The sequence below is a fragment of the Providencia heimbachae ATCC 35613 genome (assembly GCF_001655055.1).
Taxonomy (GTDB): domain Bacteria; phylum Pseudomonadota; class Gammaproteobacteria; order Enterobacterales; family Enterobacteriaceae; genus Providencia; species Providencia heimbachae.
The window spans coordinates 1-23060 of record NZ_LXEW01000038.1; the positions used below are offsets into that span (position 1 = coordinate 1).

The 23060-nt window shown below is 39.0% G+C and carries 22 protein-coding genes; 14 read left to right on the forward strand and 8 right to left on the reverse strand.

Annotated elements, in window-relative coordinates:
* Positions 1–608: 608 nt before the first annotated feature.
* Positions 609–1259, forward strand: coding sequence for a glutathione S-transferase family protein (locus M998_RS13415; RefSeq protein WP_068439053.1), 651 nt, complete (start codon positions 609–611; stop codon positions 1257–1259).
* A gap of 384 nt (positions 1260–1643) precedes the next feature.
* On the opposite strand, the gene idi is transcribed toward M998_RS13415, so the two are convergent.
* From idi to M998_RS13435, 4 genes are all read right to left on the reverse strand, one after another.
* The gene (gene idi, locus M998_RS13420) at positions 1644–2159 is read right to left on the reverse strand and encodes an isopentenyl-diphosphate Delta-isomerase (RefSeq protein WP_068909319.1); all 516 of its coding nucleotides are present in this window, start codon (positions 2157–2159) and stop codon (positions 1644–1646) included.
* A 180-nt stretch (positions 2160–2339) separates the two neighbouring features.
* Positions 2340–2978, reverse strand: a complete 639-nt coding sequence (narL, locus tag M998_RS13425) for a two-component system response regulator NarL (RefSeq protein WP_068439646.1) — start codon at positions 2976–2978, stop codon at positions 2340–2342.
* Between the two features lie 40 nt (positions 2979–3018).
* On the reverse strand, positions 3019–4797 hold the full coding sequence (gene narX, locus M998_RS13430; protein WP_068439058.1) for a nitrate/nitrite two-component system sensor histidine kinase NarX: 1779 nt from the start codon (positions 4795–4797) through the stop codon (positions 3019–3021).
* A 574-nt stretch (positions 4798–5371) separates the two neighbouring features.
* A complete protein-coding gene (locus M998_RS13435) occupies positions 5372–6286 on the reverse strand; it encodes a DUF808 domain-containing protein (RefSeq protein WP_068909322.1) in 915 nt (304 codons plus the stop codon).
* 401 nt (positions 6287–6687) lie between these two features.
* On the opposite strand from M998_RS13435, the gene M998_RS13440 reads away from it, so the two are divergent.
* Positions 6688–7674: a glycosyltransferase gene (locus M998_RS13440; protein ID WP_068439061.1), complete on the forward strand. Its 987-nt coding sequence runs from the start codon at positions 6688–6690 to the stop codon at positions 7672–7674.
* A gap of 67 nt (positions 7675–7741) precedes the next feature.
* On the opposite strand, the gene uriH is transcribed toward M998_RS13440, so the two are convergent.
* Positions 7742–8686: a uridine-preferring nucleoside hydrolase UriH gene (uriH, locus tag M998_RS13445; protein WP_068909324.1), complete on the reverse strand. Its 945-nt coding sequence runs from the start codon at positions 8684–8686 to the stop codon at positions 7742–7744.
* 233 nt (positions 8687–8919) lie between these two features.
* Between uriH and M998_RS13450 the strand changes: the two genes are divergently transcribed.
* The 5 genes from M998_RS13450 to M998_RS13470 all read left to right on the forward strand — a co-directional run bounded on the left by M998_RS13450 (position 8920) and on the right by M998_RS13470 (position 13926).
* Positions 8920–9666, forward strand: a complete 747-nt coding sequence (locus tag M998_RS13450; RefSeq protein ID WP_068909326.1) for a helix-turn-helix transcriptional regulator — start codon at positions 8920–8922, stop codon at positions 9664–9666.
* A 260-nt stretch (positions 9667–9926) separates the two neighbouring features.
* Complete coding sequence (locus tag M998_RS13455) at positions 9927–11228, forward strand: NAD(P)/FAD-dependent oxidoreductase (RefSeq protein ID WP_068909328.1); 1302 nt, start codon at positions 9927–9929, stop codon at positions 11226–11228.
* Between the two features lie 49 nt (positions 11229–11277).
* Positions 11278–11646, forward strand: a complete 369-nt coding sequence (locus M998_RS13460) for a cupin domain-containing protein (RefSeq protein ID WP_068439069.1) — start codon at positions 11278–11280, stop codon at positions 11644–11646.
* Positions 11647–11674: 28 nt separating this feature from the next.
* The gene (locus M998_RS13465) at positions 11675–13168 is read left to right on the forward strand and encodes an aldehyde dehydrogenase family protein (protein WP_068909330.1); all 1494 of its coding nucleotides are present in this window, start codon (positions 11675–11677) and stop codon (positions 13166–13168) included.
* A 218-nt stretch (positions 13169–13386) separates the two neighbouring features.
* Positions 13387–13926: a DUF2058 domain-containing protein gene (locus M998_RS13470; RefSeq protein ID WP_068909331.1), complete on the forward strand. Its 540-nt coding sequence runs from the start codon at positions 13387–13389 to the stop codon at positions 13924–13926.
* Between the two features lie 202 nt (positions 13927–14128).
* On the opposite strand, the gene M998_RS13475 is transcribed toward M998_RS13470, so the two are convergent.
* Entirely contained in the window at positions 14129–14827 is a 699-nt protein-coding gene (locus tag M998_RS13475; RefSeq protein WP_068909333.1) for an RluA family pseudouridine synthase, read from the reverse strand.
* 174 nt (positions 14828–15001) lie between these two features.
* On the opposite strand from M998_RS13475, the gene M998_RS13480 reads away from it, so the two are divergent.
* On the forward strand, positions 15002–15490 hold the full coding sequence (locus tag M998_RS13480) for a cold-shock protein (protein WP_068439077.1): 489 nt from the start codon (positions 15002–15004) through the stop codon (positions 15488–15490).
* A 31-nt stretch (positions 15491–15521) separates the two neighbouring features.
* Here M998_RS13480 and M998_RS13485 read toward each other — a convergent pair whose 3' ends face one another.
* A complete protein-coding gene (locus tag M998_RS13485) occupies positions 15522–16193 on the reverse strand; it encodes a LuxR family transcriptional regulator (protein WP_068909334.1) in 672 nt (223 codons plus the stop codon).
* A gap of 398 nt (positions 16194–16591) precedes the next feature.
* On the opposite strand from M998_RS13485, the gene M998_RS13490 reads away from it, so the two are divergent.
* From M998_RS13490 to M998_RS13505, 4 genes are all read left to right on the forward strand, one after another.
* Entirely contained in the window at positions 16592–18085 is a 1494-nt protein-coding gene (locus tag M998_RS13490; RefSeq protein WP_068909336.1) for an APC family permease, read from the forward strand.
* The gene (locus tag M998_RS13495; protein ID WP_232007536.1) at positions 18060–18665 is read left to right on the forward strand and encodes a DUF3156 family protein; all 606 of its coding nucleotides are present in this window, start codon (positions 18060–18062) and stop codon (positions 18663–18665) included. Before M998_RS13490 ends, M998_RS13495 begins: the two co-directional genes overlap by 26 nt.
* A gap of 193 nt (positions 18666–18858) precedes the next feature.
* Positions 18859–20298, forward strand: coding sequence for an alkaline phosphatase (gene phoA, locus M998_RS13500; RefSeq protein WP_068439082.1), 1440 nt, complete (start codon positions 18859–18861; stop codon positions 20296–20298).
* Positions 20299–20570: 272 nt separating this feature from the next.
* Positions 20571–20834 carry a DUF1435 family protein gene (locus M998_RS13505; RefSeq protein WP_068439084.1) on the forward strand — a complete coding sequence of 88 codons (264 nt, stop codon included), beginning with the start codon at positions 20571–20573 and terminating at the stop codon, positions 20832–20834.
* A gap of 67 nt (positions 20835–20901) precedes the next feature.
* On the opposite strand, the gene rsmC is transcribed toward M998_RS13505, so the two are convergent.
* Complete coding sequence (gene rsmC, locus M998_RS13510) at positions 20902–21915, reverse strand: 16S rRNA (guanine(1207)-N(2))-methyltransferase RsmC (RefSeq protein WP_068439086.1); 1014 nt, start codon at positions 21913–21915, stop codon at positions 20902–20904.
* A gap of 234 nt (positions 21916–22149) precedes the next feature.
* On the opposite strand from rsmC, the gene M998_RS13515 reads away from it, so the two are divergent.
* Positions 22150–22560, forward strand: a complete 411-nt coding sequence (locus M998_RS13515; RefSeq protein WP_068439088.1) for a DNA polymerase III subunit psi — start codon at positions 22150–22152, stop codon at positions 22558–22560.
* Positions 22529–22981 carry a ribosomal protein S18-alanine N-acetyltransferase gene (rimI, locus tag M998_RS13520; RefSeq protein ID WP_068439090.1) on the forward strand — a complete coding sequence of 151 codons (453 nt, stop codon included), beginning with the start codon at positions 22529–22531 and terminating at the stop codon, positions 22979–22981. Before M998_RS13515 ends, rimI begins: the two co-directional genes overlap by 32 nt.
* Positions 22982–23060 lie beyond the last annotated feature (79 nt).

Sequence of the window (23060 nt, forward strand, 5' to 3'; positions counted from 1 at the left end):
GGGAAAAGGGCCTTTTAGGGGGAAATACCGATTGATGAAGACATTTCTGACCTCTTTTACCGTTTGCTCTCGTGGACTTCACGGATAGGGCCTTGCCAATACGCAATACAGCAGACCCCTTTTCTTTATTCTTACCAAACCGTCTATTTTATTGTCTTATCACCTTGATTAAAGACACCGCTTTCTCGTCAGGGGATCTCGCTTTCCTGTGCTCTCTTCACTTTATTCATCTGATCAATTTTATTTAATGCCGATTAACGAAGACGTTTCTGACCTATTTTGTCCGTTTATGCTCGAGATCACCTGCCGAATTCACCGATAGGGTCTTGAAAAATACGCTATGTAACAGGCTGGTTGCCCTATTTTTACCTGAACCTGTTAGTCTGGTACCAATGAGGAGCGAATTTGAAGGTTATTATTAGCACGGTGAATACTTGGAAGGAGTACAAAATAATGAATAATAGCCCACTCACTTGCTTGATGAGGTATAAATTTTAGTCGAGCTTAAAAGCCAAGTTAAAACAAACTCTTGCTAGCAAAGTTGAAATATTTTGATTTATGTGTGTATTATTGAAACAATATTTATAAATGACTTTCTGGAGAATATATTGCTAACTGTCTGGGGCCGTAAAACTTCATCCAATGTGCAAGCTCTGATGTGGTGTATTGGTGAATTAGAATTACCTTATAAAAGATATGATATTGGGCATCAGTACGGTGGTACGAACACTGACGAGTTTTATAAATTAAACCCAAATCGTACTGTTCCTGTTTTACAGGATGGTTGTAATCCCCCACTATGGGAAACTGGAGCTATACTTCGATATCTTGCTAACCAATATGCGAAAGGGTATTTTTGGCCTGATGATTTATTAGCAAGAACAGAAGTTGATCGTTGGATGGAGTGGTCAAAATTAAATATTGCACTAACATTTACGGCTCCAATCTTTTGGCGAGTCGCACGTACACCGGAAGAATTACATGATGTTGAAGGAATTAAACTGGCTATTGAACAGTTTGAAAATAATTTAATGATTGCCGAAAAAGTATTGGCATCTAGGGAATATTTGGCAAGTGAACATTTTTCATTAGCCGATATTCAATTTGGACATGTTTTGTATCGCTATTATGATATTGATATCAAAAGAAGGCAATTACCATATATTGAAGCTTACTATATTCGGCTCCTTAATAGACCTGCATATTGCAAACATGTTGTTATTTCATATGAAGAGCTCCAGCCAAAGAAACTGATATAGACGGAATCTTGATGTTGTACAATACATTGATATTGAAGCATTTAATGTAATGCAGTGAATGAAAATAATGACGTTTACTTAATGATTTAATTTATTTTCGGGATATCGCATACTGAGCAGTTAGTTATTTTGTCAGATAACGAAAAATATTTCATGGTATTTATCTTAGGTCGCATTGGCTTAATTAGCTCAGTTGTTTATAAAGATAAAGACATATTTAAAGTAAGTTTATTTGAAAAATAATAGTAATGCTAAATCTACATTATGATTGCTTATTCTACGTATTGTTTGATCTGTTTTTTTGTTTTTAGTAAATATTTATTTTATTATGTGGAAAATAACGATTGAATCCCTATTCAATATTTATTATCAAATACAAAATGTTTAATTAAATTTTAATGACGGATATTTTTCCAATATTTTCCTTAACCAGGGGGTGAATTGGTTGCGGTTGAGCTCAATCTCATGAGTTAATTGCTCTATGCTGACCCAGCGTGTTGCTGCAACCTCGTCTAAATTCACTTTAAAATCTTGGTTGTAATATCCAACAAAAAGATGGTCATACTCATGTTCAATTAACCCGCCACTGACTTCTGCACGATAAATTAATGAACCAACATGCTCAAGGTCAGTAGTAAACCCTAGCTCTTCATTAAGTCGACGTTTTGCTGCTTCTTGTGTCTCTTCACCAGGCTTTGGGTGGCTGCAGCAAGAGTTGGCCCATTGCCCAGCTGAATGATATTTGTGAAAAGCCCGCTGCTGTATTAATAAATCACCATTAGGGTTAAAAATGAATACAGAAAAAGCACGGTGCAGATTTCCTAATTGGTGCGCAAGTAATTTAGACATGGTGCCAACGGGGATATCATTTTCATTAACAAGAATTAAATTATCTTCCATAGTAAATAACTTTTATCAGTAATTTTATATTTGTAGTCTATTATAACTAAAAAAAAGAAACTTGTAGATTAGAGCCATACGATAACTCTATTTTTCACACACAATGTATAATCCTATTTTAATTATTGGAATCATAGGGTTATATATATGATTCCTTCTGATTTTTAAGTGATTTTAAAATTACTTTTGTTGTAGTACCCACACAGCAGCTTCAACTCTTGATTTTAAATTTAATTTTTTCAGCAAATGTTTTACATGTACTTTTACAGTACTTTCTGCAATATCTAGTTTACGTGCAATCATCTTATTGGATAAACCTTGAGAGATAAGTTCGAGAATATCCGCTTCTCTAGGGGTTAAGGTTGCCGTGTTATGTTCATCTTGAGATTGGTTATCTCTTAATGACTCAGCTAATACAGATGTTAAGGTTGGGCTGACAACCATTTTTCCACTCGCGGCTTCTTTAAGTGCGACAATTAATTCTTCTGGCTCCATATCTTTCAATAAGTAACCATCTGCACCTCTTTTTAATGCGTTTACAAGGTCATCGCCATAGTTTGAAACAGTAAAAAGAATGATCCTGCCAGAAAGCTCTCTTTTACGAAGTTCGTCCAGTGTTTCAAAACCATTCATACCTGGCATGTTTAGATCAAGTAGGATTAGGTCAGGATCTTGTTCTTCTGCTATTTGAATACCTGTTTTTCCATCTCCAGCCTCCCCAATAACGAGTAATGAAGGTTCTAAGCTAATAAGTTGTTTTACACCGCTTCTTAGCATCGGATGATCATCAATAAGTAGAATAGTTGATTGTTCGCTCATTATATTTGTATTTTCCATAGATGATTTGCTCCGGTATTTTTTAAGCCTCAGATAAAGGGAAGGTTACTTTAACTTCAGTTCCCCCTTGAGATCTGGGCATAATATAACACTGACCATTTAGACTCAGTGCTCTTTCTCTCATAATGATTAACCCATAGTGGTTAAGTTTGTCGGGTCTAGTCTCAATCCCTTCGCCATTATCACTGATAGTGATGGTGACGATACCTGCATCTTGATTTAGGGAAACGGATGCCCAATTCGCATTTGCATGCTTTAATATATTGCTTAAGGCTTCTCGGATAATTTGTATTATATGTATAGATTGATGCGGTGAAATACATTTCGCCGGAATGTCGTAATCTAGTCTTATATTAAAGCCCATTCGCTCACTAAATTCGTTAATTGTGCTTTCAAGTGAAGGTAATAAGCCCGGTTCGGTCAGCTTTAACCTGAATGTGGTTAATAGTTCACGAAGTTGGCTGTACGCAGTGTTTATTTCTTGACGCATTTCGCCAAGTAATTGCTGCGGTTTTTCTGGCAAAGGTTCTGGCTGTAATTGTAGGTAGCTAACTTGCATTTTTAAACAAGATAGCGATTGTGCAATAGAATCATGAAGTTCCCTTGCGATAGCTGAACGTTCATCCATGATAAGTAGTTGCTGCTGTTGTTCTATTTGGTGTTCCATCGCTAGCATGCCAGAAATTTGCTTAACTAGCATGAGAACTAAATTATTTTGTTCGTCAGAGAGTGTTTGGTTATTTTCAATTTCACCGATAATAACACCATAACGATGTATATTATCCGAGAGATCCCATTGCAATATTTTAGGTTGAGCTGCCTTTTTAGACTTATAAGATAAATTATTTTTTGTATCTGCAAACTCAGAGAATTCATCATCTAATCCGGTTGAGGTACAGCATATTTCATGAAAATACTTTTCATTGCTATCTTCATATAGCCTTAAACTCAGGTTTTTTAATACGGTAATATTTTTCAGATCAATGAGAACTTTTTGTAGCCTTAGATAAAGGGGCTCAGAGGAGTGAAGCATTTGATTTGATTGGTATAAATAAGATAACACCCGATTTTTTGTGACTAAATCAGCTGTTTTTTCCGCAACTCGTGCTTCTAATTGATGATAGCTTTGAGCTAATTCATCAGACATTTGGTTGAGTGTTTCACCTAATGCATTTAGCTCATCTTGCCGGTTGTTTTTAGGGTAACGCTGGCTGAAATCTTTTCGTCCAATAGCATTTACCATTGATAACAGCTTCATCCAAGGATAATAAATTTTACGTCTTAAGTGCCATATTGTTCCCATCAAGAGTAGGAACACGAGGCTGATGAAGACCATTTGTGTCATCGCCACATAGGCTATTTTTCGCTCTGTTTTTTCATCAATATTATGGACTAACTCATCAAGCTGATTGACGAAAGAAATAACCTCATACCTCGCATCGTTTGGCTTTGATGCCTGCATTAATGCGGGACGTAATGTTTTTAGCCAAAAAGTATGTAGCTCATCAAATTGTGGTGTTAAATTTTCAATTTTTACCACTTGTGTGAGCTCTGGACTGAGTAAATCTTTCTCTAATGTATCTAAGTACTTTTGGTTATGGTCATTAAGCGGAACCAAAGAGAGTAATCGATAGCTCTGCATACGTAAGGAGCCAGATTTATTTATCGCATGAGCATTGCCTTGTACACTGATTATCATACGATTTGAAATTGTCATACCTATGATGCCGAGGATGGCAATAAGTAGCATCAACCCAATGACTTGGTTGATAATTGAAAATCGTCGATACAGTGCTGGCATTACCTCTCCTTTGAAAATAAATTATGCAGTTAATCTTATTTGCTATATTGCCTCTATTTTTAATAAAGTACGATTAATTAAATATACTACTTTGGGAGTATATTTAATTAGTGGAGTCTTATTATGGCGCTTATCTTTTAGTATGAAAGAGTGTGCTTGAAATTGCTATACATTGATAAATATATAATTATTCTTAGTTGTAAATTATACCAAATTTGAAAAAGATACGTATTTTAGCGTATGGTCAACGTGAGCATCTCTTGATTTAGATCAGTTTGGAGGGAATAAAAGTTTATCGGTGACATTTGATATCTAAAATCGCTATGTATTAATTTAATAACGAATTAATTGTTTATTTTATTTAATATATAAATCGAAATCTAATAGGGTAAAAGTTATGAAAAAATCATCATGTAAAATAATTAAAGTTTGACCTCATTAGCCTAATTAAAAGCGATTCGTTAAATTTGATTAGATTAAAGAATCTCTCACCTTGTCTGCTGTTACGTTAAAGAAAGGTCTTTAATTCGAATGAAAATTGGCCTTTAAAGGCCAATGGCTCCTAAAAGCGTTTTCATTTTTTCAATTTATTTATGAGTGTTATTAGTACAACAATGAGCATACCTACAACTAATCCAAAAAGTAAATTTAGCACAGTAGGTAAGATAAATTGCATAGTACTGCCAATAACAGGGGTGAAGGCTGCCGTGAGCGCTAACTCTTCAATCCATTCATAAATATAAGTAATCCCATGAGTAAGAATGCCGCCTCCAACCATAAACATTGCAGCTGTACCCACGACAGAGAGCGTTTTCATTAGGTAAGGGGTTGTGTAAATTAGCCCATTACCTAGTTTGGTTAATAAGGTTGATGTTTTTTTCTGTAAATAAAACCCTAAATCATCAAGTTTGACAATCCCAGCGACTAGACCATAAACACCGATTGTCATCACGATTGCAATAATCGATAAAACAGCAACCTGATTAATAAATGTTGTTGAAGAAACAATCCCCAATGTAATTGCGATGATTTCTGCTGATAAGATAAAATCAGTGCGGACGGCACCTTTAATTTTTCGATTCTCAAATTCAGTCAGTTTTTCCGGCGATAAGGTATCCCCTTGCATTATTTCAGCATGACTTTTTTCATGAGGAAAAAAATATTTATGCGCTAGCTTTTCTGCTCCTTCAAAACAGAGATACGCGCCACCCAACATGAGTAATGGCGTTACTGCCCATGGAATAAATGCACTAATTAATAATGCCAGAGGAACTAAAATAAGTTTGTTAATAAAAGAGCCTTTTGCAACTGCCCATACGACAGGAATTTCTCTATCAGCACGTACACCTGTGACTTGCTGGGCATTAAGGGCTAAATCATCACCAAGTACACCAGAAGTTTTTTTGGCTGCCATTTTGGTCATAACAGAAACGTCATCTAATACTGCTGCAATATCATCGAGTAGGGCAAGTAAGCTACTTCCAGCCACAGGTGTGTCCTCTATTGTTTTTACTCGTCATACTTCAAGCCACAGCGTTGTTGACTAGATTCATTTGTATTGGTCACTACGCCTAGCGGTATCTTGAATTATTTAGAGTGTGTTTTAAGGTGTATTTAATGTTTATTAGGTAAAATTAATGATAATTAGTTCACTACAATGTAAATAAGTTATGCAATGAATGTCGTAGATAGCATTTACTGTTTATCATAGCGGCATTTATTGGAATATGAATTTTTTATGACAACGGAACCAATGTAATTTTAAATTCTCTAACTAAATAATTTCAATCGTTTACACGAACCCGCAGGTAAGTTTTCCATAGTATTTGATACCAGCGAATATCGTATTTTAGTCACTACCGTCATTTGATGGGTTTATAGGGTTAATAAATGTCTTCTCAGCCAGTTTTGAGTATCGTTGTTGCAGTTTACAATGGTGAAAAGTTTCTCTCTCATTTTTTCGATAGCTTAATTGCTCAAAATTTAGAAAATTGGGAACTCATTGTTGTTAATGATGGTTCTAAAGATAACAGTGAAGATGTCATACGGCAGTATGAAAGTAAATTTGAAAATATAAAGGTATTATTTCAGGAAAATCAGGGCGTCTCAGTTGCCCGTAATACTGGAATGGTTGAAGCTACTGGCAAATATATTACGTTCCCTGATATTGATGATGAAATCAATCCTAAGATGTATGGTCGCCTTTTGGAAATTGCCCTTGCTGGCGATTTGGATATTGCCACCTGTAATGGAACTTATATTTATACGAATGGGGATGCGCCAAAGGCGATTTTCCCTCCAAATAAAGTGCCATCAACAGGTGTTATTAGCGGACCTGAATGGCTGGAAATTGGGTTAAGTTCCCGTAAATTTTTGCATGTTACTTGGTTAAATATTTATCGCCTTGATTTACTTAGAGAACATAAATTTTTCTTTGAACCTAAGTTGCATCATCAAGATATTCCGTGGACAACAGAATTGTTGTTAGTATCGAAACGCGTCCAATTTATTAATGAGCAATACTATCGCTATTTGATTCATAATCAGTCTGTTTCTCATTCTTTAAGTGGTGACGAAAGATCCGTTCGTAAAATAAATACCTACCTGAAAATTATCGATATGTTGATGGCAATTTATCAACGTTATCCTGAGCAAGTTAAGCAAGCGCCAGCTTGTTTATGGCAAGTGGGTAAAGAGGGTTTAGGGATCACTCAAGCTTTATTAGCCATAAAATCACCACAAACACAAAAAGAGATGGTGCAGCTTTTCTTTGATAATGGTTATTGGGATATTGTATGGAATCATGCAACGACCATTAAATTAAAATGGCGTTTAATCAGGCGTTACAGTAAGTTAAAAGCGATTCTTAAAGACTAATTTATGCTGTTTGCCCGATTTATTGAGGATCGGGCAATAAAGTATTATTTTGAAGTTTTTTCGGTATCTATTTAGCTAATTGTTTCAACGCATCAATGAACATCGTCCAAAGTTTTTCGTTATCAAGCTTTGTCGCGACTTGTGTATGGCAATCAGCCGGTGCGGTTGCACGAAAATCTGTTACTGTCATCCCAGTGGTAAGTGCACCTTGTAACTCAATATTAATTGGGGCTTTAAGTGTTTCCATTATCGACGGATCAATCACGTAAGCAACTGCGCATAGGTCATGGACAGGGGCATGGTCACTGTACCCATTGCGTCGACGGTAGCCTTCAGTATAGAAATTTAATGATTCAACGACAAATTGGCTAAGTGGCGTATTTAAAGATGCAATCTCCTCCATGATCCTGTCATTTGGCCTAGCTTGATGCGTTAGGTCCACCCCAATCATGGTAATAGGCCATACTTCATTAAAGACAATATGTGCGGCTTCAGGGTCAATGAGAATATTAAATTCAGCGACAGCAGTGCGATTACCCGTATGGTAGCCACCCCCCATCAGAGCGACATCTTTAACTAATTCAACAATTTCTGGTGCTTTTCTAACTGCTAACGCAATATTTGTCAGTCCGCCGATAGGGACGAGTGTAATGGTTTTAGGGGGATGAGATTTTAACGTATCAATAATTAAGTCTACAGCATGACGTTTATCAATAGGTTGTGTAGGCTTTGCAAGATGAGTTCCATCAAGGCCGGTAACGCCATGAACTTCTGGTGCAGTATATATTTGTCGCACTAAAGGACGATCGCAACCCGCAGCAATCGGGATGTTTTTTGCACCAACGAATTCCATAATTGCGCGTGCATTGTGAGTCACTTTGTCTAGCGTTTGATTTCCCACTACAGTGGTTACAGCAAGTAAATCGATATTGGGATTACCTAACGCTAAGAAAATAGCCATGGCATCATCATGGCCAGGATCACAATCTAGAATAATTTTATATTTAGACATTTTCTCTCCATTTATTATGTTATTTACTTTTAATTAACATAATAAATGGATTTGTTTATTTTTTATGTGACATATATTCTATTTTTATGAATGTTAATGTAACGTTACTATTTATTAGAGTTACTAATAGCGTAGTGATGTAATTAACATATTAATAACAATCATATTGAGTTTATAGAGATAATGTGCTTTTTATATTCTTTTAGTTAAAGTGATTAATAAACGGGGGCAGAATGAAAAATTATCTGGATAAACTACCTGATGTGATTGATTCTGTTGCTACTAATCAATTTTATCCTAATTTATTAGGATGGTTATCTTCTTTTATTGCATTCGATAACGCCATTGTGTACGCCTTTGAAAAAGGGACTCCGCCCCGTTTTCTGTCAAAAGTAGAAAAAAATAATAGTGATAGTGTTAATCGCCTTTATCAGCGAGGTGCTTATCTTATGGATCCCTTTTATCAAGAAATTCAAAAGGGAGGCAGCTCAAAAGTATTAACGCTCAGAGAGCTTGCGCCAAAAGGTTTTTACCATACGGATTACTATTTGAATTTTTATCGAAAAACCGGTTGGTGTGACGAGGCAGGTTTATTACTTGAAATTTCATCCGGCAAGCAGTTAGGTATTTTTTTCGGTAATGAAGATCAGCCTTTTTTATCAGATAATAGCGCTCAAGCCCCACTAAAAGAGGCATTCGATATTATTCGTAGTATGGCTAAGTTGCATAAAGAAGTTTCACCAAATTCAGTTTCAAACCATTACTTGAAAGCCGACATGCAGACTCGATTTGGCCTGACACCACGAGAATGTGAAGTTGTTGAATTAATTTTAGAAGGTAAAGGCTCGCCACAAATTGCAGAGTCACTGTTTATTAGCTTAGGGACAGTGAAAAACCATCGTAAAAATATCTATCAGAAATTGGGTATTAATTCACAAGCAGAATTATTTAATTTACTGATGAACCGAATTAGACAATAGCTAAAATACTTCCACTGTTATCGGGCTACCCTTCCTGTTCTCTCGCCTTATTTCCTTATTCATTAATATATTAATTTTCTTTAATGCATTGATTTAAATTAGATAAATAAAAAATAATTATATTTTATTTATAATGAAATACCGTGCCTGCATCACAAATGTTAACTTTATGTTTCGAATGTCCCTAAAGGGCTATGTAATTGTTAATGTAAGGTTAAGATAATCGAGGCTAAGGCAAGATATTAAATAGGCTATCCATTATGAATAACCAAGTAGAATCATTAACTTATTACGCAGCCACTAAAAAATATGATCTACGATTTCCTACGTTAAAAGATGATCTTGATGTCGATGTTGTGATCATCGGTGGGGGATTTTCAGGGATCAATACGGCGCTTGAATTATGTGAGAAAGGCATAACCAATATCGCCATTCTAGAGGGGCGTCACCTTGGTTATGGCGGTACGGGACGTAATGGTGGACAAGTGATGGCAGGGATTGGTCATGACTTGGATGCGATAAAGAAACATGTTGGCGCAGAAGGTTTAGAAACGATTTTTAAACTCAGCAATATGGGGGCAGGGATCATGCGTGAACGTATTGCAAAGTACAACATTGATGCAGACTTTTGTCACGGCTATGCCTATTTAGGCAGTAATAAGCGCCAAGAAAAAACATTGCGTAGCTGGCTTACTGATTTTAAATCCGTCGCTCCTGAAGAAGAAATTGAATTTTATACGGGGTCTGATCTCAAGCAAATTATTGGATCCGATGCTTATACCTGCGGGATCAAGCATATGGGCGGTGGGCATGTTCACTCCTTAAACCTTTTATTAGGTGAAGCGAAGGCTGTTAGTGAGTACGGTGCGAAGATTTTTGAGAACAGCCAAGTGCTTAATGTGGAGTACGGCGATAGGGTGACGGTACGCACTGCGATGGGATCTGTTCGTGCCAAAAAAATGCTTTGGGCATGCGATTCTTTTCTTAATGGTCTTGAGCCAACTTTGTACCCAAAAACAATTAACACCTATGCTTATCAGTTGATGACGGAAGAGTTGTCCGACGAATTGATTGAGCGTATTAGTCCCATTCGTGGCGCATACAGTGATATTCGTCCGGTAATTGATTATTACCGTGTGACCAAAGAAAATCGGTTGCTATTCGGTAGTTCGACCCATTTTCTTGAGTACATTCCATCCGATCTTAAAGCATGGAATCGTCATTTGATGCTGAAAATTTTTCCATACTTAAAAGAGGTGAAAATTGAGCTCGCTTGGGGAGGACCGATGGCCTGTAGTGCGAATTTATTCCCTCAAATTGGTTCGTTACCGGGGCATAAAAATGTTTTCTATGTACAAGGCTATTCAGGATTCGGTGTGACACCAAGCCAGATTGTTTGCAAGGTGCTGGCAGAAGGTATGGTGGAAGGTTCACACCGTTATGACTTAATGAGCGCTATCCCTCATGCCAACATTATGGGCAAAGACAGCTTGCGTAATGTGATTGTCTCAATGGCCAAAATAATGCATCAAACATCAGGTTACTGGCAAGGTCGCCGCTAAGTTAACACTATTTTAAGTCCGTTTTTTAATCGATTAAAAGGTAAAAATCATGATCAATCCATTATTGTTAAATAAACCACTTCCAGAATTATTGAATATTGGCAGCGTGACAAATTTAGGTTCTGTTGTTGTTGAAGGGGATCCGCAAGCCAGTGTTGCGATGATCCATGGTGAGCCAACAGATAATCTGACTTGTGGTATTTTTGCCTGTACTAAAGGTAAATTTAAAATGGTTTATCCGTTTGACGAAATGTCGACGGTCCATGAAGGGTCAGTGAAATTAACAGATGTTAAAACGGGCATCACTGTTGAGTACCATAAAGGTGATTCATGGTTTGCGGCTAAAGGCACCGAAGTATTATGGGAAATTAGTGTAGAACGTTTTGTTAAGCACTATCTAGCCTGTGTAAATGCCTAATTAATCCCTATTAAGTGGAGTGAAAACGATGAGTGAGTTAACCCTATTGCCCGAAGTCAGCGAATTTTTAAAGCGCCAACATGGACATTTTATCGACGGTTTGCCTATCTCTGGCAAGGGAGAGACTTTTTTTAACGTCGTTAATCCAGCCACTGAACAGGTTATAGCGAAAGTCAAAGAAGGCACATTCGATGAGGTTGATGCAGCAATGCAAGCTGCACACACCGCATTTAAAGGCGTTTGGGCAAATACCACACCGATGGAAAGAGGTAATTGCTTAAATCGCCTTGCCGATTTATTGGAAAAAAATTTAGAAGAGCTGGCTCAACTGGAAAGCTTATGTTCAGGGAAAACCATCCAGCTTTCTCGTTTCTTAGAGGTTGGATCGGCGGCTCAATTTTTACGTTATTTTGCCGGTTGGTCGACCAAAATTAGCGGTGAAACGCTTAATGTTTCATTGCCATCGTTCAATGGTGAAAAATATTCAGCATTTACACAGCGAGAGCCTGTCGGTGTTGTTACCGGGATCATCCCTTGGAATTTTTCCATTATGATCTCTATTTGGAAGTTGGCAGCTGCTTTAACTTGCGGTTGTACTATTGTTCTCAAACCGAGTGAGTTCACGCCACTGACGATGCTGCGAGTGGTTGAATTGGCTAAAGAAGCTGGCATTCCTGATGGTGTGATTAATATCATCAATGGGGGTGGACGTGAAGTAGGACCAGCGCTGATCCACCATCCGCTATGTTCTAAAGTGACATTTACAGGTTCGGTACCAACAGGGCTGGCAGTCGGGCGCTCGGCAATGGAAGGTAAGTTAACCCGTGTAACCTTAGAATTAGGTGGGAAAAATGGTGCGGCATTCTTAGCGGATCTTCCGGTTGAAAAAATTGTGAATGGCATTATTGAAGCGGGATATTTGAACCAAGGGCAAATTTGTGCCGCCGCTGAGCGTTTTTACATTCCATCGAAATTAATGGATGAGGTACTAGAGCAATTAAAAGCTCGTTTATCCGCTATCAAAATTGGCTCTCCCCTTGATGAAACAACGGAGATGGGGCCGTTAGCAAATAAAGCGCACTATGAGAAAATTTTGGCTCTATTTGATAAAGCACGCGAAGATGGAAGCGAAATTATTTATGGTGGCACACCGATTGCAGGTGCGGGCTATTTTGTTCCACCGACTATCATTCGTGCCAATAGTCCCGACGATATATTGATGAAAGAAGAGACCTTTGGTCCTGTAGGCACCTTCTTAGGTTACGATGACGAAGAAGAGTTGATTGCGCTAATGAATAGTACACCATTTGGTTTAGCGGCAAGTGTTTGGACCAATGATTTAAGTAAAGCCATGCGGATGATTTCGCGTATTGAAGCGGGAACCGTCTGGGTGAATATGCACACATTCCTCGACCCAGCAGTGCCATTTGGTGGTACTAAATCTTCAGGAATTGGGCGTGAATTTGGTAGTGCTTTTATCGAGTATTACACCGAACTAAAATCTGTCATGGTGCGTTATTAGTGGTTTAATTTCACTCTGTTCAATAATTATTTTCCCGGCCATCGAGCCGGTTTTTTTTATATTTTTTTTGAGGATAGGTGTTTGAATATCAATATACTGCTGTTGCTTATCAGCTTATCAAAACTCAAGCTATACAATGTTCAAATCACTCAACTTGATACAGTTTCAAAAATTACAGGTATAATCTCACAAATTATTCAACTGGCTGAGAAACAACGATGACAAAACTCACCTTACAAGAACAGATGCTAAAAGCAGGGCTTGTGACCAGCAAAAAAATGGCTAAAGTCCAAAGAACAACTAAAAAATCCCGCGTTCAAGCTCGTGAGGCAAGAGAGGCGGTGGAAGAAAATAAAAAAACACAGCTTGAACGTGATAAACAGTTAAATGAACAGCAAAAACAAACGGCCTTAACTAAAGAGCACAAAGCTCAAGTAAAGCAGCTGATTGAAATGAATAGGATTGACCCTTCAAAAGGGGATATTGGTTTTAATTTCACAGATAATAATTTAATTAAAAAAGTTATTGTGGATAAGGTAACCCAAGCTCAGCTGATTAGTGGCCGCTTAGCCATCGCTCGTTTGGTTATTGATAACAGTGATATGAGTGAATATGCGATTATTCCTTCAAGTGTCGCAGATAAAATTATGCAGCGGGATGCAAGCAGCATTGTATTAAATAATGCACTTAGTCAGGAAGAGCAAGACGAAGAAGATCCGTACGCTGACTTTAAAGTTCCTGATGATTTGATGTGGTAATTCATTAGTATGTGACTCGAGTAGCGAAGTGCTAGCCAACAATCCTGCGACTTGAAGTATGACAGTTATTATATATACCCAAAATAATACATGATGCAGGTAGGCGGCAAGGGACGATAGCTCGAGGAGCATACATTAGTATGTGACTCGAATAGCGAAGTGCTAGCCAACAACCCTGCAACTTGAAGTATGAAGGGTATACTCAGAATGGGCTGGCATTAAGGATACCCATTTCCTCCCCGCTAATAGGGTGGACAAAACGCAATTCACTGGCGTGTAGCATCAGCCGTGGCGTTTGTTCAGTACCTTGTTGCTGGCGGCCACCATATAGGTCACAGCCTAAAATAGGATGGCCTAATTGCTGACAGTGTATGCGAAGTTGATGAGTACGCCCAGTTTCTGGCGTTAGCTGTACCCGCGTCAATGGCAGCAATACCCCATCTTCCAATGTACGATAAAAGCGTTCTACGACTTGATAGCGGGATCGAGCCGGTTTACCGTGGATTGCACAAATCGACATCAGTGGGAATAATGCAGGGTCTTTGGCAATAGCGGCATCAATCACACCTTCATTTTCGTCTAGATGCCCACACAGCAGTGCACTGTATACTTTAGTGACGGTACGTTGGCTGAACTGTTGGCAGAGCGCAGCATTTATTGCCTTATTACGCGCAATGACCATTAACCCTGAAGTCCCGAAATCTAAGCGGTGGACGAGAGTACATCCGGGAAATACTTGTACTAGCCGGTGATGTACTGAATCCAGATTTTGCGGGTTTTTTCCTGATAGACTGAGTAGCCCTGAGGGTTTATTGATAAGGACCAAATGATTGTCTTGATAGAGGATCTCTATTTTGTCATGACAGGGTGGGGCGATAAAATTATCAATAATCTGCGACATCAGGCTATCCGGGTGAAAAGTGGCAGTGAATGATAACGAATTTTAAGTTGCCTGGCGAGTTAGGCTACCCGAATTGAACATCTGAGCTTAAACTAAAGACATAGTCTATGCAGGCATTGTGCTTTATACTGCGCGCTGCGAAAATACAGTAGATAAATAATTAAGTAGGCGATAATGGCGATGAATGGAACGATCACAACATGGTTTGACGATAAAGGTTTTGGATTTATCAAAGATGAAAACGGTGATAACCGTTATTTTCATGTGATTAAGGTTGCCAACCCTGAGCTGATTAAAAAAGATGCGACAGTGACTTTCGAACCCACGACAAATAACAAAGGGTTGTCAGCATTTGCGGTAAAAGTGGTGCCAGAAAGTAAATATATCTATATTGCAGGCGAACGCCTTAAACTTACATCGATCAAGTCTTATCTGGTTTATAGTGAAGAAGTCCCTGCGGATACCCGTATTGATAAAGAAAATACGATACTCTCTGTGGGGACATTGATGAGCAGCATTAGGCCGAAATCAGCCACAGAACTGGGTGAAATGCGCTCGCTAAAAAAGCTGGCGGTGAATACGCTTCATGGAACAACATTAACCTTCACGGAAGATGAAATAGACATAGAAGCCGCAGTGAAACAGCTCAAAGGATTGAAATAATTCAGGCTTACTTTACTTTGAGCATAAGCAGCTACAATAAATTATCTTGATGAATAATAAAGCCCGATGAAACCAGCTCTGTGCGATTAGCGACATTCGCCTTAGTGAAGATATTCCGTAGGTGCGTTTTCACCGTAGAAAGCGATACGCCGAGTAATAGCGCAATTCTTTTATTACTCGCCCCTTCCCGAACCAAATGAATGATTTGTTGTTCTTTTGGCGTATAAGAAACTAATGAATCCGGTAGCACATCAAAGGTCATAAGCTCTGCGACGGGAAGAATTGCGTTTAAGCGCATGACTTCCTGTTGTGTGAAAGGGCTATCCCGTAAAACCGAAATCCCTGCAATAATCTTATTCTTTCGACGAATAAAAATTTCTGCCATATCCGTCATATTATTTGGCTGCATAAAATCATAAAAAAATGCCTGATTATGCTGCTTCATTTCTGTTGCCATTCTCACTAACCGTAAATCCTCCCCTCGAAAATTATCAGGATGTAGGGGATCGAGCTGATAAAAGTACTTCATATAGTCTTGATGCATTCGAGAAGGTACGCCATAAAGGACATGGTTATCCGGCTGCCAATGATCATTAACAAGATAATAAACTGAAGCCGAAATAGGAATAATGTGAGAGATAGTTTTCAGACAACAGTCAATCAGCGTTTTTTGATGATGGTTAAATGGAGGAGTATTCATCATGTTACCTTTGTTGTCAGTTATATGATTATCATCCTACTTATTCATCGCAACATAAAATAAACATATTGATAACGTGAGCTCGATAACAGTATTTGAAACTCATAATTTTAACGCTGGGATGGTTTATTTAGCTTTGGGTATATTTTGCTGTTTAATTATTAATATATTAATAAAGTATTTTTTTGTTATTTGTTGATATTTAATCAGTTATTTTTATTTTCATCTGTTGGATGAGTACTTTTAGCTTTTATTTCGTCACTCTCCCCTCTCTCTGGGTATCGTCCTTTAGAACGATAGCGACATGTTTATGCTTATTTCTATAGTGAGAAAACAGCTTCTGTATTTTTACAAAAAATTCACAATCAAGGCTGTGCTCTGAGAATATAGAGGGAAGCAAAATGAACATGTCATCCAGATTATCGTCACATATTGAACAAGGTAAGGTTGGCTTTCCAACCACATTGGCAAGTTCTGTCGGTGTGATTATGGCGAGCCCAGTTATTTTAACGGTTACTAGCGGTTTTGGTATTGGCGGTGACACTTTTGCTTTGGCCGTGTTACTGAGTTTTATCATGATGCAGGCTCAGCTAACGACATTCTCAGAGGCTGCGGCAATATTGCCAACATCAGGCTCTGTATATGATTATATTTCCTGTGGAATGGGGCGATTCTGGGCGATCACCGGCGCTCTTTCTGCTTATCTTATTGTGCATGTTTTTGCCGGAACGGCAGAAACAATTTTATCGGGCATTATGGCATTAGTGAATTTTGAAAGCCTGAACACAGTACTGGAAACCAATAATTCCTCTTGGATGGTCGGTGTTGGGTTGGTTATTGCATTTGGTTTACTGAATGCTTTTGGTATTGAAGCTTTCGGTAAAGTTGAAGTTGTGTTGACCTTCGCAATGTGGAGCACTTTGGTGATTTTTAGCTTATGCGGACTATTAATGCCATTCCATGTTTCTGTTGATGGCTGGTTTGGTGAAGCATTGAATCTTTCAGACCCCACGCTTGTACTCAGTTTTATTGGTATGGCGATGTTTATGTTTGTGGGCTGTGAATTAGTTACACCAATGGCGCCTGAAATTAAAAATTCAGCCAAGGTGATCCCTCGAGCGATGATGGTAGGGTTATTTGGTGTGGCAACCTGTATGTTTTTATTTGGCGCGGCACTTACCAACCAAGTCGAAAATGTCATTGTGGATCCACAGAGCCAAACCAGCTTACTTGAAACACCAATGGCAATACCTGCCTTTGCTGGGCAAGTTATGGGCGATTTTGGTAAATATTGGATTGGTGTTGCATTGTTATTAGCGGGAGGCGCGACAATTAATACTTTGATGGCGGCAGTTCCGCGTATTTTATACGGTATGGCACTTGATGGAGCATTACCGCGTGTATTTGCTTACCTACACCCCCGTTTTAAAACACCTGTATTTGGTATTTTAGTGGCCGTGATGATCCCTTGTTTACATGCATTTGCTATCCAAGGTGACCTTGAACGTATCATCCCATTAGTATTAGCTGCAGTTTGTTCATGGGGAACCGCATATCTTTTAGTCACCATTTCAGTGGTTTTATTGCGCATTCGTCGCCCTGATTTACATCGCGCATACCGCTCTCCTTTCTTCCCTATACCGCAAATTATTTCGAGTGTTGGTATTATTGTCGCCATTGTTTATATCACGCCGCCGGGGATGGATAAGTCCGAGGTTTATGTGCCTTTCGCCATTATGTTAGGTTTGACGGCGAGCTATGCGCTCGTGTGGACGGTGTTTGTACAGAAAGTAAATCCATTTAAACCTGTTGATGTTGAACTAGTTTTATCTAATACCTTTTCGAAAGAAGCGTTAGAGGAGGTACAACTTGAACCATTACGCAACCTCGCCTAAATGGGCATTTTGGAAAAAATTAGCCCAAAAGCGTATGCCAATCGGATATCAAGCGGGCTTAACTTTAAATAAAATAGAACGAGATATGGTTCCCTATCAATGTGATTGGAGTACGGCAGGCGTACTCCATATTAAGCCTAAAGAGGGATTTACCATTGAGGTAACTGAACGTGTTAAAACGCTGTTTATGGCCTTTATTGTCTATAGTCGTTTTGCGGTATCAGGACACTGTGATAATAGTTTAGACTTGCATATTGAGGTTAAAACTACGGGTAGTTTGCGTAAGAAGTCGGTATGTTTTATTTCTAAACAGCCTGAAGGTCAGCTATTTATTGATTTAATCAATCAATATCCCGTTATTCGCCAGACGCTTGAAGAGCTTGATTTTAACCGTTGTACTATCTCGATTAAAAACGGTATTTGGCAATGTGAGATAGAGCCTTTCACGGCTTCTGAGATGATAAGCCGAATTCCAGCGACTCGCCGATATTTACGATTAACTCAGCAGCAGCGCCATCGTTTATTGAGCGCACTAAAGTTGGTCAATCAATTGATGGAAATACATTTTGCCACTGATTAAATTAACTTATTTTGCTAATGGTAATCACTTTATTTTAAAGTAGTTTACCTCATCACCGCTTTTTTCATTTTTATGACAACCATCTTTAATTCGACATAAAAGCGTCATTCAACTGTCATGTGGCTCAACTAACATGCCTGTCATTATTTGAAGTAAAACTTATTTATTTTCTTTTATTGGCAAGGAAACAGTTATGACAGGTAATTTCATCAAATCTATTTTGGCCGTTACGGTAAGTACGTTGATTTTAGGTAGTGCGATTCCTGCATTCGCAGCTGAAAAAAATGATGCCGTTTCTGAAAATCGTGCAGCTCAAGGTGATATCACTAAGTTTGGTGGGGCTCGTCGTTTAGCAACTGAGCAAACCGAGATTATGAAAGCGGCGCTTCACAACGGTCAGGCCAAGAATGTTATTTTGTTTATTGGTGATGGTATGGGTGATTCAGAAATCACCGTTGCGCGTAATTACGCAGAAGGTGCATCTGGCTTCTTTAAAGGTATTGATGCGCTACCTATCACCGGCCAATATACCCATTATGCATTAGACAAAAAGACACAAAAACCTGATTACGTCACAGATTCTGCCGCATCAGCCACATCATGGTCTTCGGGTGTGAAAACCTATAATGGTGCGTTAGGAATCGATGTATTCGGTAATGATCATGAAACGTTAATCGAAATCGCAAAGCGCAGTGGCAAAGCAACGGGTAACGTCACAACCTCTGAAATTCAAGATGCGACACCAGCAGCGCAGTTCGCGCATGTCTCGGCACGTAAGTGTTACGGCCCTGAAGAAACCACTGAAAAATGTGCAACGAATGCATTAGAAAATGGCGGTCGTGGGTCTATCTCTGAACAGCTTTTGGTGACTCGTGCTGATGTTACCCTTGGTGGTGGCGCGAAGAGCTTCCAACAAGAAGCTAAAGCGGGTGATTACAAAGGTAAAACCTTAGAACAGCAAGCGATTGACCGTGGCTATATGATCGTTCGTGACGCAAAATCATTAGATGCAATCAAAGAAGCGAACCAAAACAAACCGGTGTTAGGTTTATTCCACGATGGCAATATGACGGTGGCTTGGGAAGGGCCGAAAGCGACTTATCAGGGTAATTTAAAGAATGAGCCCCTTGAATGTAAGCCGAATCCAAAATTAAGTCCAGATGCCCCAACGTTGGCTCAAATGACACAAAAAGCCATCGATTTATTGGAAGTAAATCCAAATGGTTTCTTCCTACAAGTTGAAAGTGCATCTATCGATAAACAAGATCATAAAGCAAATCCATGTGGCCAAATTGGTGAAACAGTTGCATTGGATCAAGCGGTACAAGTTGGCTTAGATTTCGCTAAAAAGCATGGTGATACGCTAGTTATCGTCACGGCAGACCATTCACATTCAAGCCAAATCATCCCTGAAGGGACTAAATCAACAGGTCTAACTCAAGCGTTGATCACCAAAGATGGCTCGGTGATGGTTGTGAATTACGGTAACTCGGAAGAAGAAGATTCACAGGAGCATACGGGGGCTCAGTTACGTGTGGCTGCATACGGTCCTCATGCTGCGAACGTGATGGGGCTAACCGACCAAACAGATTTGTTCTTTACCATGCGCGATGCAATGGGACTGAAGCAATAAACCAACCCTGTAGTACAAATTCTCTGTGACAGGATGTCGCGGAGAATTTTTTATCTCACAGAAACTAATTTAGTCAATCAAGTGTATTAACCTCTCCCTAGTTATTATTCACATCATCCTACCTATGGCTGCTAATAATATTGGAACTTACCTATTTGAGACAAAATGCGATAGCATTAACCCAAGGTGGATTTCGTATAAAATAAGATTGAAATTCATCAAAAACAAGATATGATTGATAATCATTATCATTTAATCTTGCTGAGGTGGTTATGCCAATTAGCGTATCAAAAGCAGCCGGTTTACGGCGTATAGGCGCCGGGTTGTGGGGCGTTTTTGCAGTGATATTGCTGAGCATTACTTATTTACTCAACAATATGGGCTTAGATAATCTCAGAATCACGATGATAATTTTGATGATAGCGACCGCTGGAATGCTATTTAATCGGGGTTCTCGACGCTTGCTAATTATTCCTGCTGGCCTGTCACTATTGTGCTTTTTAATTGCATTTTTTTTACAGCATTCTGCAGCTTAATTTATTGCGTTAAAAAAAGGCGAGTGATATCACACTGGCCTTTTTTACGCTTAAATTAATGGCGAAATTAGCGTTTGGTTGCTTGGTAAACTTTAAATTTACCTGTTTTAGCCAGCAGTTCATGGCCACCGAAAGCTTTGTCTAGCATATCAGGGTAAGGTAAGAAAGCATTTGCGACGATACGGATAGACCCGCCTTTCTTTAAGTGTTTAGGCGCTTGGAGGATCATGTTTTCCACTGCACTATAACTGGTATTTAACCCATCATGGAACGGTGGGTTAGACACAATCCAGTCAAACTTCTCATCAATATCGGAATAAACATCGCTAGCAATCACTTTGCCTGTGAGTTTATTCGCTGCCAAAGTAGCAATGGATGAATCAATCGCTGAAGCGCTAACATCACTTAATGTTAGGGTTATCTCTGGGTTTTGTGTCCCAATAACGGCCGCTAGTACCCCATTGCCGCAAGCGAGATCAAGAAGATCGCCGCTCATTGGTTTTGTGAGGGTTGAGAGCAGTAAATCACTTCCGATATCCAGTTCAGTATGGCTAAATACACCCGGTAATGCGTGAACCTTAACATTATCAACCTGATATCCACGCCACCAACGATTAATATCGAAAGAGGTTGGGTTTTCTAATTCACCATGGTACAAGCCACAACGACGTGCCGAGTCAATTTTTTGCAGTGTCGCGATACCTTCCATGATTGATTCTGCACTTTTTACGCCGCTACGGTTTTCACCGACGACGAAAATTTGGCTGCCTGCCGTCAGGTGCGTACAAAGATCATCTAACTGAAAGCAGGCTTCTTGTTTATTTTTCGGCCAAAAATAGATTAAAGTGTCACAGGGTTTGATAAATTCTGCCGGTGTTGTTGTGGCAAACAAGGCGTTATCACCCATTAAAGGCTGTAAGCTTTTCCAGCGATGGTACTGATTAGTCAGAACACGAACACTTGCCGCTTCTAGCGTCGCCGCAAGTTCATCCTGAATGTCACCAGCAAAAATGACATGACGGTCGGTAAAATATTCGAGATGGCGTTGGATAACTTCGCTGGCGGGTGTCAGTAATGACATATTTTGTCTATCTCCTAAAATGAACCATCATACCCGTTATGCTTCAAGTTGCAGTGTTGTTGACTACACTCAGCTACCCGACTATTTGTCGCTTAGCTGTACCTCGAATTATTTTGGGTATATACAGAATAACTTGCGCTACTTTACCAGAAAATGGAGAAATAGCATTGCTCTGTTGGCGCGATTAATCCCCTTTGATAAGATGTGGTTGTAAAATGGCGATGGGAAAAACAAATGACACGACGTGACAGGCTTTTAGAACAAATGGGGATCACTCAATGGACGGTGAGAAATCCTACTGTGTTGCGTGGTGAACGAGGCGTCAGGATCCCTGAGTCAACTAAACTTATTATAATTACGGATGAGAACCTTGATTTAAACAGCCGCTTACTGAGCGATATTTTTCTTACAATGAAAGTGTATCAAACCGATGTGGTTTGTATTAACTCAGAGCAGTTAAATTTAATCCCAACACCAATAACAATACCTTGTTGGGTATTAGGTGGCGAAGTTCGCCCCGAAGGTTCAAAAATGACTTTTATTTCACCTGTTTTGTCTGAGCTGATGGCAAGTAATGGCGCTAAACAGGCACTATGGAAACAAATTTATCAATATGATGAAAATTTCAACACTAAAGCAATCTGATCTCGCTACTGCCTTCTTAATAGAGAAGCTAAGCCATGATTTTCCATGGACTGAGCGTGTTTTTTATGGAAATCAAGGGGAAAAGTATCACAATCTAAAAATTTCCTTTAATAATCAAATTGTTGGTTATGCTATAACTCAGTATGTTCTTGATGAGGCAACGTTATTTAATATTGCGATTCACCCTGACTTTCAAGGTAGAGGGTATGGTCGTATGCTATTAGAACAACTTATTGATGATCTGATTAAAAAAGGCATTCTCACATTGTGGTTGGAAGTCCGAGAGTCTAATGCTTCTGCCTTACATCTATATGATAAGCTAGGTTTTCATCAAGCCACAGTACGTAAAGATTACTATCCAGCTAAGAAAGGGCGTGAAGATGCGCTGGTTTTAGCATTAACACTTTTTAGTGATGAATAGCCAATAAAGAGTGTGAGTTTGTTCCGTTTTAAGACAAAAAACCACGATATATGTAAGCAGTGTACTGGGTAAAAATATC